General features: G+C 55.4%; 14 protein-coding genes. 3 read left to right on the plus strand and 11 right to left on the minus strand.

Going from position 1 to position 13,952, the window contains the following annotated elements; all coding sequences use genetic code 11:
- Window positions 1-41: 41 nt before the first annotated feature.
- Entirely contained in the window at window positions 42-1,352 is a 1,311-nt protein-coding gene (locus P346_RS01645) for a conjugal transfer protein TraF (protein WP_032662606.1), read from the minus strand.
- A gap of 172 nt (window positions 1,353-1,524) precedes the next feature.
- Window positions 1,525-2,013, minus strand: a complete 489-nt coding sequence (locus P346_RS01640; RefSeq protein ID WP_023310041.1) for a cupin domain-containing protein — start codon at window positions 2,011-2,013, stop codon at window positions 1,525-1,527.
- 114 nt (window positions 2,014-2,127) lie between these two features.
- Here P346_RS01640 and zur point away from each other — a divergent pair, with 114 nt between their 5' ends.
- Complete coding sequence (zur, locus tag P346_RS01635) at window positions 2,128-2,640, plus strand: zinc uptake transcriptional repressor Zur (protein WP_008503369.1); 513 nt, start codon at window positions 2,128-2,130, stop codon at window positions 2,638-2,640.
- Window positions 2,641-2,709: 69 nt separating this feature from the next.
- On the opposite strand, the gene P346_RS01630 is transcribed toward zur, so the two are convergent.
- The 4 genes from P346_RS01630 to P346_RS01615 all read right to left on the minus strand — a co-directional run bounded on the left by P346_RS01630 (window position 2,710) and on the right by P346_RS01615 (window position 5,525).
- A complete protein-coding gene (locus P346_RS01630; RefSeq protein WP_014830284.1) occupies window positions 2,710-2,919 on the minus strand; it encodes a CsbD family protein in 210 nt (69 codons plus the stop codon).
- Window positions 2,920-3,039: 120 nt separating this feature from the next.
- A complete protein-coding gene (gene dinF, locus P346_RS01625) occupies window positions 3,040-4,377 on the minus strand; it encodes an MATE family efflux transporter DinF (RefSeq protein ID WP_032662608.1) in 1,338 nt (445 codons plus the stop codon).
- Window positions 4,378-4,439: 62 nt separating this feature from the next.
- A complete protein-coding gene (gene lexA / locus P346_RS01620; RefSeq protein ID WP_023310039.1) occupies window positions 4,440-5,048 on the minus strand; it encodes a transcriptional repressor LexA in 609 nt (202 codons plus the stop codon).
- Between the two features lie 108 nt (window positions 5,049-5,156).
- Window positions 5,157-5,525, minus strand: a complete 369-nt coding sequence (locus P346_RS01615) for a diacylglycerol kinase (protein ID WP_023334158.1) — start codon at window positions 5,523-5,525, stop codon at window positions 5,157-5,159.
- Window positions 5,526-5,679: 154 nt separating this feature from the next.
- Here P346_RS01615 and plsB point away from each other — a divergent pair, with 154 nt between their 5' ends.
- Entirely contained in the window at window positions 5,680-8,100 is a 2,421-nt protein-coding gene (gene plsB, locus P346_RS01610; protein ID WP_029741579.1) for a glycerol-3-phosphate 1-O-acyltransferase PlsB, read from the plus strand.
- 118 nt (window positions 8,101-8,218) lie between these two features.
- Here the strand turns inward: plsB and gntU are convergent, their stop codons facing one another.
- The 5 genes from gntU to P346_RS01585 form a co-directional block, all read right to left on the minus strand.
- Complete coding sequence (gene gntU / locus P346_RS01605) at window positions 8,219-9,559, minus strand: gluconate transporter (protein ID WP_010436459.1); 1,341 nt, start codon at window positions 9,557-9,559, stop codon at window positions 8,219-8,221.
- 3 nt (window positions 9,560-9,562) lie between these two features.
- Complete coding sequence (gntK, locus tag P346_RS01600; RefSeq protein WP_008503362.1) at window positions 9,563-10,090, minus strand: gluconokinase; 528 nt, start codon at window positions 10,088-10,090, stop codon at window positions 9,563-9,565.
- A gap of 126 nt (window positions 10,091-10,216) precedes the next feature.
- Window positions 10,217-11,212: a gluconate operon transcriptional repressor GntR gene (gntR, locus tag P346_RS01595; protein ID WP_021242747.1), complete on the minus strand. Its 996-nt coding sequence runs from the start codon at window positions 11,210-11,212 to the stop codon at window positions 10,217-10,219.
- 101 nt (window positions 11,213-11,313) lie between these two features.
- A complete protein-coding gene (locus P346_RS01590; RefSeq protein ID WP_003861565.1) occupies window positions 11,314-12,009 on the minus strand; it encodes a pirin family protein in 696 nt (231 codons plus the stop codon).
- A gap of 122 nt (window positions 12,010-12,131) precedes the next feature.
- Window positions 12,132-13,169 carry an oxidoreductase gene (locus P346_RS01585; RefSeq protein WP_032662610.1) on the minus strand — a complete coding sequence of 346 codons (1,038 nt, stop codon included), beginning with the start codon at window positions 13,167-13,169 and terminating at the stop codon, window positions 12,132-12,134.
- Window positions 13,170-13,425: 256 nt separating this feature from the next.
- Here P346_RS01585 and yhhY point away from each other — a divergent pair, with 256 nt between their 5' ends.
- Window positions 13,426-13,914, plus strand: coding sequence for an N-acetyltransferase (gene yhhY, locus P346_RS01580; RefSeq protein ID WP_032662611.1), 489 nt, complete (start codon window positions 13,426-13,428; stop codon window positions 13,912-13,914).
- Window positions 13,915-13,952: the final 38 nt, after the last annotated feature.

Here is a 13,952-nt window from a genome sequence, read left to right on the forward strand (position 1 = left end):
AGCACAAAGAAAAGCCGGAGGCGCAGCGCCTCCGGTGGACTTTAGAACGTCATGCTCAGCTGAGCCCCGGCGCCCCAGGTTTCGTCCTCGCCGTACAGGCCCATCAGGTCAACATGAACGGTACTGAACGGCGCGAAACCGACACCGCCGGTAAAGACATTGCTGTCGTTACCCTTCACGTCCGCGCGATAACCCGCACGCACCGCCAGCCAGCTGAGCGGCGTAACCTCAGCACCGACCCCCACGTACTGCGACGTATCTTCGCTCTTGAAGCCTTTGGTTTCCGTCAGGTCGCCATCGGCGGTCAGCGTCACCAGATCGTTGTGCCAGGCGGCCCCGGCGGTCACCAGCGGACGGATCTGATAGGTGTCTTTATAGCTCACCACTTCTCCCGTACGGCCGTTGCGGATACGGATATCTTTGGTGTCGATATCACGCGACATCAGGTTTTGACCGCTCACGCCGACCGTCCAGTGTTCGCCGAAATCAGCCGCAATACCGGCATCGACGTTGAAGCCCGTGTCGTCCGTACGATAGCGGCTGTCGTTCCACTTGTTACTGTCGTAATCGTAGATTGAGGTGGTGTAGTTATAGACCCAGGTTTTTTGCAGCTTTGGCGTCACGCCTACGGAAACCGGGACGCCGCCAAGGTCAAACTGACGGGCTACGGCAACACCATAGTCGGACACAATCGCCGCCCGGCCAGACGCCGTTGAGTTGAGATTTTTAGTGATCTGATCCGTGCCGTTCAGCGCAGCGTCCAGGGCAACACCGGCAGCCACCACCTTGCTTTGTTGAATACCGCGCAGATAATCAATATCTTGCTGATCGATAGACGAGCTCACCCGGCCATGGGCATAGCCTTTCGCCATAAAGGCCACGGAAAGCACATCGTTAGGGATACTTACGGCAAGCCCTGCACCTGCCGTCGCGCGTGCGGTTTTGCCCTTGAGATAGTCCAGCTCATCGGCCAGATCTTTGGCCGCGCCCTGGAACTGATTAATGGAACCTAAAGGATTGGTGATAATGTCTCCTGGCGTGAGGTCGTCAACCACATCCTTATAGTGATTGATTTTGTCGTTGATGGTATCTATCTCGTCCTGAAGATTGTCCTCATCCGTCACCTGTACGCCAACGGACGGCAAAATGACCGTCACATCATCGTCCGGTTTTGCCTTTGCCAGCAACGCGGGGTTGATTAACGCCCCGCTACCATAGCTCCCGGAGGCAACGCCAGTGCCACCCATTGCGTCGCTACGTGATTCTGTCCAGGTATTGGCTGCTCCCGCCTGATTTGCCATAAACAAGGAAACAGCGATACTAACCACCGAAAATTTAAAATTTTTTTTCACAGTATGCCCGTTATAGTCTGTTATGAAATAACCCCTGTCTGTTATCACCCAAACAGGAACGAACTATTGCTGTGAATAAGTAGTAAAAGACCCGCTATTTCTATCCCTAAGTAAAACTTCCTTACGGCCTGTTGTATTTTGTGACGGCCCTCAATATTTATAGAAGAGGAAATTATTTTTTCCCAGGTTTTCCATCATGCGGTCCAAAAAACTGGGGCGGGTGGTCTACCCAGCGATCCTCACGGGTAGCGGCATACACGGGGTTAAGCGGATAGTAGATGCGGTTGTGCTTCTTATTCGCCTCGCCAACGACCAGTAACCGCACCTCTTCGTCCGTGTTGTTGATAAAGGTATGGCAAATACCGGTTCCGGCAGGAAACCCCACGCTGTCGCCCGGTTCAAGTTTCCATAAATAGCCGTTAATCCACGCTTCTGGATGACCTTCGAGCACATAAACGAACTCTTCTTCATCGCTTTCCGCGTGCGGATAGGACGTCCTGCGCCCGGGCGGTAAACGCTCATGATGGATACCAATGCGCCCGAGCCCAAGCTTGCGAGCCAACGGGGCGCCGATAGAAAAACGCTCATCGCTATCTGGGTAGGTCGAATCATCCGCGCCTTCAACGTCGCGCCAGTGCCGAATACAGTCAGGTTTTTTCATTGTTTATTTCCCGGTTTGCAATGGGTCAGGTATAGCACAGACTGGCGGATCTCGGCGTTTTTACCAGAACATGATAAAGTGGGGGTTTCCGTCCTATAACATCCGGGGTGCTAAATGGATAAGTCCACAAAAGAGCTGTTAGCGCAGGCCGAAAAGCTGTGCGCCCAACGCAATGTGCGCCTGACTCCGCAGCGCCTTGAAGTCTTACGTCTGATGAGCCTGCAGCAGGGCGCTATCAGCGCCTACGATCTGCTGGACCTGCTCCGCGAAAGCGAGCCGCAGGCGAAACCACCGACCGTATATCGCGCCCTGGATTTCCTGCTGGAACAAGGATTCGTGCATAAAGTTGAGTCCACAAACAGCTATGTGTTGTGCCATCTGTTCGATCAGCCCACCCACACATCGGCGATGTTTATCTGTGACCGCTGCGGCGTGGTGAAAGAAGAAGCTGCGGAAGGCGTGGAAGATATTATGCATACGCTGGCAGCAAAAATGGGTTTTGCCCTGCGTCATAACGTGATTGAAGCGCACGGGCTGTGCTCTGCCTGCGTGGAAGTGGAAGCCTGTCGTCATCAGGACGCGTGTCAGCACGACCACTCTATTCTTGTGAAGAAAAAACCGCGTTAACGGCAAAAGAAAAGGCGGCTCATGGCCGCCCTCAGGGTGTACTTCCTTGTACTTGCGGGTATAGCCCGGTTACCAGCGGTAGTCGTTGCGTTTTTCCCAGTCGCCTACTTCTTTTTCCGCCTGGTCTTTCGCGTAGCCGTAACGTTCCTGAATTTTACCGACAAGCTGATCGCGTTTACCTTCAATGACGGTCATATCGTCATCAGTCAGCTTACCCCACTGTTCTTTCGCTTTACCTTTGAACTGCTTCCAGTTGCCGCCGATTTCGTCTTTATTCATCATCGTGTCCTCTTAGTTAAGCGTCGGGTCGTAACGTCCGTTACGTTCTTTTCTGCTGGACGTGATAATTATTGTAGTTAAGGATTCGGCAGTTGATTTCATATTCGGAATCTTTAACCGTCACGATATATCGTGACGTGAAGGGAACCAGGTATCTTTTTGCCAGTGGCGGTGCCAGATAAAAGCCAGCGATATCCCTCTCAGCGAGAGGAAAACGGCCAGGGCCAGCCACAAACCGTGATTACCCAGCCAGGGGAGCGTCAGCAGCGTCAGGCCAAACCCGGCCGCCGCGACCGCCATGCTGTTACGCATTTCCGTTCCGCGAGTCGCACCAATAAACATGCCGTCCAGCAGATAACACCAGACGCCGACCACCGGTAAGATGACTTGCCAGATGAGATAGTGACTCGCCAACTCGCGCAGCGCAGGAAGAGACGTAAGCAATGCGACAATTTGCTCACCAAAGCAGGCGTAAACCAGGCCGAACGCCAGCGCCACCAGCCCAGACTGGCGGCAGGCTGCCCGCCAGACGTCCCGCAGCTGCCCGCTTTCGCGCGCGCCGTACGCCTGCCCGGAATGCGCTTCTACCGCATAGGCAAAACCGTCCAGCGCGTAGGCGGTAAAGGTCAGCAGCGTCATCAATACCGCGTTGACCGCAACGATTTCTGGCCCCAGTCGGGCCCCGAAAACCGTCAGCGCGCCGAAGCAGAGCTGAAGCAGCAGCGAGCGCAGCATGATGTCACGATTAAGTGCCAGCAGCTTACGGATATTGCCGCGCCATGCGGTTTTGAGCAGCGCCAGAGAGATGCCGCGCATCGCCAGCACGCGCCAGACCATCCACAGGCCAATAATAAAGGTTCCGTACTCGGCAATCGCCGTCGCCAGCGCCGCGCCCTGCACGTTCATATGCAGGCCCATTACCAGCCAGACATCCAGCACAATGTTGAGAAGGTTGCCTACCACCAGCAAAATCACTGGCGCACGGGCGTACTGCACGCCCAATAGCCACCCCAGCAGAACCAGGTTTGCCAGCGAGGCGGGCGCGCTGAGCCAGCGGATTTCAAGAAAACGTCGCGCCTGCGCCAGTACCGCCTCGCTGCCGCCGACAACATGGAGCGCAAGGTCGATAAGAGGCGCACGTAATAAAACGATTAACGCCCCCGCGCCAAGCGCAAGGATCAGCGGCTGGACCAGTGCGCGCGCCAGACGCAGCGGATCTTTTGCACCATAAGCCTGGGCCGTTAGCCCGGTGGTGCTCATGCGCAAAAAGAGCAGCAGCATAAACAGGAAGCTGGTTGCCGTCGCGCCAATCGCCACGCCGCCGAGATAAACAGGCGAATCAAGGTGGCCAATAACGGCAGTATCGACCAGCCCCAGCAAGGGAACGGTAATATTGGAGAAAATCATCGGCAGAGCAAGACGCCACAATGCCTTATCGGATGCCGTCAGCAGTGACATGAAAATACCGGGAGTCGAGAATGAAGCAGGCTACAGCGGCGCCATAGCCTGTCAGGAAGAAGTTACAGCCATTCGCCGTTGCGAATGACCCCAACCGCCAGTCCTTCGATAGAGAAGTTGTGTTCGCGGAGATCGACCACAATCGGGGAGAACTCGTTGTTTTCAGGCAGTAGCTGAACGGTGTTCCCCTGTTTTTTCAGACGTTTGACGGTGACTTCATCATCAATGCGCGCGACAACCACCTGGCCGTTACGCACATCCTGCGTTTTGTGCACCGCAAGCAGATCGCCGTCAAGAATACCGATATCTTTCATCGACATACCGCTGACGCGCAGCAGGAAATCAGCGCTCGGTTTGAACATGCCAGGATCGACCTGGTAGTGGCCTTCAATATGCTGCTGTGCCAGTAAAGGCTCACCGGCAGCAACACGGCCTATCAGCGGAATGCCCGTCTCTTCTTCCACCAGCAGGCGGATACCGCGTGACGCGCCTGAAACAATCTCAATCACGCCTTTACGCGCCAGCGCTTTCAGGTGTTCTTCAGCAGCATTCGGAGAACGGAAGCCCAGACGCTGCGCGATTTCCGCACGCGTGGGTGGCATACCCGTCTGGCCGATATGATCCCGGATGAGATCAAACACCTCTTGCTGCCTGGTCGTTAACGCTTTCATTCCGCCCCCTGGGTGTATATACAGTTATGCTGTGAGTATATACAGTCAAAGGCGATTTTGGAACCAAAAACTGCACAAAAAACCAGGGACTTAATTATTCCTCGAGGCTCATCGGAAATGTGACCAAAGCAGCGTGACCCAGGTGATAACGGCAGTGATAATCGCCAGCAACACGGCAGCAGAGCCCATGTCTTTTGCGCGGCCAGAAAGCTCGTGGAAATCTGAACCAATGCGATCAACAACGGCCTCAATAGCGCTATTAAGAATTTCCACTATCATCACCAGAAGTACGGAACCGATAAGAAGTACGCGGGTAATAGCATCAACATCAAGGAAACAGGCGATGATCACCGCGATGATTGCAGCGACGCCCTCCTGGCGAAAGGCAGCTTCGTTGATCCAGGCGGCACGGAAACCTTTCCATGAATAGCCGGCGGCTTTGATGATACGCGTTAACCCAGTGGTATTATTGGCCATTAAAAGAACCTTTTATGAAAAAAAGCGTCAGTAACAGGAACTGTAGCGCGTTTCGCTGCAGCCTGAAGTATGACGGGTAACAACAGAAATTTTGCGCGCTTTCTGTTATCCTTGCGCCGCAATTGCATTATTAACCAGAGGCTTTACATCGTTTATGTCCGGCTGGCCACGAATTTACTACAAATTACTTAATTTACCATTAAGCATCCTGGTAAAAAGCAAGTCTATCCCAGCAGAACCCGCGCTGGAATTGGGGCTCGATACCTCGCGTCCTATTATGTACGTTTTGCCTTATAACTCGAAGGCAGACTTACTGACGCTTCGCGCCCAGTGTCTAGCGCATGACTTACCTGACCCGCTTGAACCGCTTGAAGTTGACGGTACATTGCTGCCGCGCTACGTGTTCATTCACGGTGGACCGCGCGTGTTTACCTACTACACGCCAAAAGAAGAGTCCATCAAGCTGTTCCACGACTATCTCGACCTGCACCGCAGCAACCCCGATCTGGATGTGCAGATGGTGCCGGTGTCGGTGATGTTTGGTCGTCGTCCGGGCCGTGAAAAAGGTGAAGAGAACCCGCCGCTGCGCATGCTTAACGGCATCCAGAAGTTCTTCGCGGTCTCCTGGCTGGGACGCGACAGCTTTGTGCGTTTCTCTCCTTCCGTTTCGCTGCGTCGAATGGCGGACGAGCATGGAACCGACAAGATCATCGCGCAGAAACTGGCGCGCGTGGCGCGTATGCACTTCGCCCGCCAGCGCCTGGCTGCCGTAGGGCCACGTCTCCCGGCGCGTCAGGATCTGTTCAACAAGCTGTTGGCCTCCAAAGCGATTGCTCGCGCCGTTGAAGACGAAGCGCGCAGCAAGAAAATATCGCATGAGAAAGCCCAGCAGAACGCCATTGCGCTGATGGAAGAGATTGCAGCGAACTTCTCTTACGAGATGATTCGCCTGTCCGATCGTATTCTCGGCTTTACCTGGAACCGTCTCTACCAGGGCATCAACGTTCATAACGCCGAGCGAGTACGTCAGCTGGCGCATGACGGCCATGAGATTGTCTATGTCCCCTGCCACCGCAGCCACATGGACTACCTGCTTCTTTCCTACGTGCTCTATCACCAGGGGCTGGTACCGCCGCACATTGCAGCCGGTATCAACCTGAATTTCTGGCCAGCAGGTCCGATTTTCCGCCGACTGGGTGCGTTCTTTATCCGTCGCACCTTCAAGGGCAACAAGCTCTACTCCACCGTGTTCCGCGAGTATCTGGGCGAGCTGTTCAGCCGCGGCTATTCCGTCGAATACTTCGTGGAGGGCGGTCGTTCCCGTACCGGACGTCTGCTCGATCCGAAGACCGGCACGCTGTCGATGACCATTCAGGCGATGCTGCGCGGAGGAACCCGTCCAATCACGCTGGTGCCAATCTACATTGGCTATGAGCACGTGATGGAAGTGGGCACGTACGCCAAAGAGCTGCGCGGTGCAACCAAAGAGAAAGAGAGCCTGCCGCAGATGCTGCGCGGCTTGAGCAAGCTACGCAATCTCGGTCAGGGCTACGTGAACTTCGGCGAACCAATGCCGCTGATGACGTACCTGAACCATCACGTTCCCGAGTGGCGCGAGTCCATCGATCCTATCGAAGCGATTCGTCCGGCCTGGCTGACGCCAACGGTCAACGGCATCGCGTCCGAGCTGATGGTGCGCATTAACAACGCCGGTGCGGCTAACGCCATGAACCTGTGCTGTACGGCGCTTCTGGCTTCGCGTCAGCGCTCGCTGACCCGCGAACAGCTCACGGAGCAGCTGGATTGCTATCTGGACATGATGCGCAACGTGCCGTATTCCGTTGATTCAACCGTGCCTTCTGCTACCGCCAGTGAGCTTATCGATCACGCACTGCAGATGAACAAGTTTGAAGTCGAAAAGGACACGATCGGCGACATCATCATTCTGCCGCGCGAGCAGGCAGTGCTGATGACCTACTACCGCAATAATATCACCCATATGCTGATGCTGCCGTCGCTCATGGCGGCTATCATCACCCAGCACCGCAGTATTTCGCGTCAGGAGCTATTGCGTCACGTTGAGACGCTCTATCCGATGCTGAAAGCGGAACTGTTCCTGCGCTGGAGCAAGGATGAGCTGGCGGGCGAACTGGACAAACTGACGGAAGAGCTGCGTCGTCAGGGGCTGATCGCCGTTTCAAACGACGAGCTGCACATCAATCCGTCACGCTCCCGCACCCTGCAACTGCTGGCGGCCGGTGCGCGCGAAACGCTGCAGCGCTACGCCATTACGTTCTGGCTGCTGAGTGCGAACCCGTCTATCAACCGCGGTACGCTGGAGAAAGAGAGCCGGACGCTGGCACAGCGCCTGTCCGTTCTGCACGGCATTAACGCCCCGGAGTTCTTCGACAAAGCGGTCTTCAGTTCTCTGGTCCTGACGCTGCGTGACGAAGGCTACATCAGCGATACGGGCGATGCCGAGCCGGAAGAGACGCTGAAGGTGTACCAGATGCTGGCCGAACTCATTACGTCGGATGTGCGTTTGACGATCGAGAGCGCGACGCAGGGCGAGTGATGTGAAAAAGCCGGGTGGTGGTTTCACCTGACCCGGCCTGGCATTCTGCATAATATTAAGGCCCGGTAAGCGCTAACGCTACCGGGCCTTATTTTTGAGCCTTGTTAAATCACCGCATTCAGCTCAGCAGCGTAAAGGCAATCATCCCGACAATCGCACCCGTCGTACCGAGGATGGTTTCCATCAGCGTCCAGGTTTTCAGGGTTTGCGCTTCGGTGGCGCCGGTAAATTTCCCGAACAGCCAGAAGCCCGCGTCGTTAACGTGAGAGACCACAATCGAACCGCCCGCGATACAGATAGACAGCGCGGCCATCTGCGCACCGGAGTAGTTCAGCTGTTCAATCACCGGCATCACCAGACCCACGGCGGTTAAACACGCCACGGTTGCGGAACCCTGGATGATACGCACCGCCGCAGCCAGCACGAAGCAGGTTACCGCAATCGGCAGGCCCATCCCGGTCAGCGCTTCGCCCAGAGCCGGGCCTACCCCGGAATCCACCAGCACCTGCTTGAACACGCCGCCGGCACCGATCACCAGCAGGATAATACCCGCAGGCTGCAGCGCGGCACCGCAGATCTCCATCACCCGGTCTTTTGGCATCCCCTGGCGCATCGCCAGGCCGTAAATCGCCACCAGACAGGCCACCAGGATCGCCGTGAACGGGTGACCGATGAACTCGAACCATTCGTAGGCGCTGGAGCCCACCGGCACAAAGCGCGCGGCAATGGTTTTCAGACCCACGAGAACCAGCGGGAGCAGGATCAGCGACAGGCTGAAGCCGAAGGACGGCATTTTGCCCTCGCCCAGGTGCGGCTCGGTGATGTCGTCCGGAATGTGCAGCTCAACGTAACGGCTGATGAAGTTGCCCCACAGCGGACCGGCAATAATCATTCCCGGAATTGCCGCGCACAGGCCAATCAGGATCATCCAGCCAAAGTCAGCGTGCATCTGGGACGCCAGCAGCATCGGCGCAGGTCCCGGCAGCAGAAACGCTGCGGCCGCCGCCACGCCCGCAAACAGCGGAATAACCAGCTTCACGAGGTTAGTGCCGGTATGGCGCGCCATGGAGAACGCGACGCTTATCAGCAGCACAACGGCCACTTCGAAGAACAGCGGCAGCGCGCAAATCAGGCCAGCCAGACCAATCGCGTAGTGCGCGCGGCTGTGGCCGAAGGATTTCAGCATTTTGACAGCAATCTGGTCGACCGCGCCCGTCTCGTGCAAAATCTTGCCAAACATCGCGCCAAGGGCGACCACAATCGCCAGGAAGCCCAGCGTACCGCCCATCCCTTTTTCCATCGTCGCGGCGATCTTGTCGAGCGGCATACCGGAAAAGAGACCTGCACCAATAGAAACCACCATCAAAGCAACAAAAGCGTGCATACGCGCCTTCATCACTAAAAACAGCAGCAGCAACACGGAACCCACTGCTGTCAAAACTAGCGTTAATGTACTCAAAACTTACTGCCTTTTATTAATGACCTCGATGGTGCTGGCAACAACACCCTCCAGTGACTGATCGATATCAACCACTAAGACGTCTTTCTCATCTTCGCCCGGCTCCTGCAGCGCTTCGAACTGCGTCACCAGCATCTGGGTTTTGAAGAAGTGACCTTTACGCGCCTTCAGGCGGCTTTCAATCACCTCGAAATCCCCTTTCAGGTAGATGAAAGAGAGGTTCGGGTTGCCGTCACGCAGCAGGTCGCGGTAGGTTTTTTTCAGCGCAGAGCAGACGATCAGGGAGACTTTATTGGTGCGCTGCATCGCAAACGCGGCGTCATTCAGCGCCTGTAGCCACGGTTTGCGGTCGTCGTCGTTCAGCGGCTCGCCGGAGGCCATTTTCATGATGTTGCTGCGCGGATGGAGGAAGTCGCCATCAAGGAACGCAGCCTGGAGTTGATGCGCCACTTCGCTGGCTACGGCTGATTTCCCGCTACCGGAAACGCCCATCAGGACGTAGACGTGGTGATCGTGATTAGTCGTGCTCAAAGGGTGTCCCTCAGTCAATTGTTACGGGTAACAGTTATCGGTAACATTGTCCTGCCGGGGCAAAAGAGAAGCAATATCCAAACGTGCGCGAAGTGAATAAGTGTGAGCTACTTCAAATTTGTCAGTTCAAATAGATCCACCCGGTGACAAGGTGAAACCTAAATCTAACATTTTCGGGGTAACCGTCTCGCCACGAATGCGCGCCAGCAGGCGTTCTGCGCCAATGCGGCCCATACGTTCACGCGGGGTCAGGACGCTCGCCAGACGCGGCTCCATCACCTGGCCGATGTCGTGGCCGTGGAAACCGGCAATTGCCATATCATCAGGGATCTTGAGCCCCAGACGCTGGCACTCAAACGCCGCGCCAACCGCAAGGTCGTCGTTGGTGCAGAAAATACCGTCCAGTTGCGGATACTCGCGTCGTGCCTGACGCATCAGCTCAATACCCGACGTATAGGAAGAGGACTGCTCCACCATCACGCTGTACGGGGTTAAGTTCGCGTCGAGCATCGCCTGCTCGTATCCCTTCTGTTTGATGATAGTACGTTCATCAAGACGCGCACCCAGATAGGCGATATGACGATGCCCACGAGCGATGATAGCCGCCGTCATCTGGCGCGCCGCTTCGAAGTTATCGAACCCCACGGCGATATCGAGGCACGGCGACTGGCTGTCCATCAGCTCCACCACCGGGATACCGGCCACTTCGATCATTTTGAGCGTGCGGGCAGTGTGGGTACGTTCGGTTAAAATCAGGCCGTCGATGTTCCAGGAAAGCATCGATTCAAGACGTTCCTCTTCCAGCTCCGGCTTGTACCCGTAGTGGGCGAGCATGGTCTGATAGCCAAAAGCATCGGTGACGCTTTCGATTCCTCGTAATACTTCGGCGAAAACCTGGTTGGTCAGGGAAGGAAGCAGGACGCCCACCGCACGGCTGGTCGCATTGGAGAGAATATCGGGCGCGCGGTTGGGGATATAACCCAGTTCATCAAGGGCAGCGGCAATCTTGCCACGTAACGCCACGGAAACCTGCTCCGGGTTACGTAAAAAACGGCTGACCGTCATTTTGGTCACACCGACGCGATCGGCGACATCCTGAAGTACGGGGCGTTTCTTTTTCATCGTCCTGAGAAATCTTGAAGTGAGAGATTTGCTCAGTTTATCACGGACAAAGCCCATCCTTCCCCTGTCAAAGGGAAGGATGGGCATTTATTTATGATTTATTACACCGGCGGCAGGTCAAACAGCAGAATTTCACTTTCGCTGTCGGCATGCACGGAGAGCGCCTGCTCATCCCAGACGGCCAGGCCATCGGCGGTGGTTGCTTTGGTGCCGTTGATGGACACCTCACCTTTCACCACCTGGATCCAGACGCGGCGGTTGGCGGCAATCTGGTGCACAGACTGTTCGTCTTTTGCCAGCGCCCAGCGGTACAGCTCCATATCCTGATGCACCTTCAGGGAACCTTCACGCGCATCCGGGGACAGCACCAGCTGTTTGCCCTGTTTTGCATCGAAGCGGCGCTGCTCGTAGCGCGGCGTGATGCCGGTCTCTTCTGGAATGATCCAGATTTGATACAGGTGCAGTTTTTCCGTTTTGCTCGGGTTGTACTCGGAGTGACGCACCCCTGTACCTGCGCTCATAATCTGGAACTCGCCCGCCGGAACCTGCTCTTTGTTGCCCATGCTGTCCTGGTGCTCAACCGCCCCTTCCAGCACATAGGTCAGGATTTCCATGTCCTTGTGCGGGTGGGTACCGAAGCCCTGGCCTGCATCAATCACGTCGTCGTTAATCACGCGCAGTGCGGAGAAGCCCATGAAGTTCGGGTCGTAGTAGTCGGCAAACGAGAATGAATGCCATGAGTCCAGCCAGCCATGATTCGCGTGACCACGTTCGTTTGCTTTGCGTAAGTAGATCATTGTTTCACCCTCAGTTCGTTTCGATGGAGTAAGTGTGGACGCAAACCGCCTGGGATCATAGAGGGTGAAAATTGACTCCTCTGTTCAAAAAATATGAACAAGCGCAGAGGAGCCGTTTTTGCTTATTTCGCGAGGGTTACCGTGGCAGGAGAAGCCTGCTCGAAGGCCCGCTCAAGGATTTCCAGGTTGGTCAGAACGTCAGATTCCTTGACGTAATTCGGCGAGCCTGTTGTGAGGGTTTCATACAGCGCATCGTAGACGCGGCCATAGTCGCCCACTTCCGGTTTGAGTTCTTCTTTTGCGGTTGTGCCATCAGCCTTCACATACTCCAGCACGCCCACGGAATCATCCGCCGCAAAGCCCGGCTCACCCGGCATGATGTTGGCCTTCAGGCTGGTCTCCTGCTGGTCGATGCCGTACTTGATGAACGAGCCCAGGGTGCCGTGAACGATAAATTTCGGATAGTCGATTTTCACCAGATGGCTGGTTTTGACGATGGCCTTCAGGTCGCCGTAGAACAGCTGCGCTTCAAACGTGTCGTCCGGGTTGGCTTTATTACGCAGGCTGCGGATGTCATACGCCACGTGGTCCGGTCGGCCAAACAGGGAGATGATCTGGTCCATAGTATGCACGCCCAGACCATAGAACGAGCCGTCCTGCGGCAGACCGGGTTGGGTTTCCGCTACCGGACGGTAGTAATCGAAGTGGCTTTCGATTTCCACAATGTCGCCCAGCTTGCCGCTTTCAATCGCTTTTTTCGCCGTCAGGAAGCAGCTGTCAAAGCGACGGTTCTGATACGGCGTAACGGTCAGGCCTTTATTTTTCGCCAGCGCGAACAACTCTTTTGCTTCGGCGATAGTTGGGGTGAACGGCTTTTCCACCAGCACGTTTTTACCCGCTTCCAGCGCGCGTTTCGCATAGTCAAAATGGCTGTCGGCGTGGGTGCAGACGACAACCAGTTTGACCTGCGGGTCGTTAAGTACTTCATCAAGATCGCTGGTGAAATGGATATGAGAATACTGCGGAGATTGCTCTTCCGGCTTCGCGCGGCGGCGGAAGATGTGCGCGACGTGCCAGCTGTCTTTACGGTTGAGAACATACGGCAGGTGGTAGCGGGTCGTACTTTTACCAAATCCAATAAATGCGCAATGTAGTGTCATGGCTCAGTCCTTTTGGAAGGTTACTGAGTCTAACCATAACAAAAAAAAAGCCAGCTAGAAGCTGGCTAAAGTAATACTGGAAGCAATGTGAGCAATGTCGTGCTTTCAGGTTCCCGTAGGGGTCTTCCTGAATGCAGAGCAATAATAATCATTCTCATTCGCACTTGTCCAATACTTTTTGCAAAAAATAGCGGTTGACTCAAATTTTAAAGTCATTGATGTTGGAAGGGACATTTAACTGACTGAGGAACAAGGAATGAGTGAGATAGTGATACGCCACGCTGAATCGAAAGATGCCGAAGCTTTACGCCAGAACTACATGCATCCGGGGGTGTATCACGACACGCTACAGCTACCTCATCCTTCCCTTGAGTACTGGCAAGAACGTCTTATTACAAAACCCGGACAAAAACGGCTGGTCGCCTGCATTGATGAGCAAATCGTTGGCGATCTGATGCTTCAGGTGGAAGCCAGCCCGCGACGCAGCCATGTGGCAACGTTCGGTATCAGCGTTGCGGCGCACGCTCAAGGGCGCGGCGTCGGGAGCGCGCTCATGCGCGAGATGATCAACCTGTGCGACAACTGGATGCGCATCGAACGTATCGAGTTAACGGTTTTTGCCGATAACCCTGCTGCACTGGCGCTGTACCAGAAGTTTGGCTTTGAAATCGAAGGCACCGGCAGGAAATTTGCCCTGCGCAACGGCGAGTATGTGGATGCGTATTATATGGCGCGGATGAAGTAGTTTGTTGCCCTCACCCTAACCCTCTCCCACAGGGAGAG

The sequence above is a fragment of the Enterobacter sp. DC1 genome (assembly GCF_000568075.1).
GTDB lineage: Bacteria > Pseudomonadota > Gammaproteobacteria > Enterobacterales > Enterobacteriaceae > Enterobacter > Enterobacter asburiae.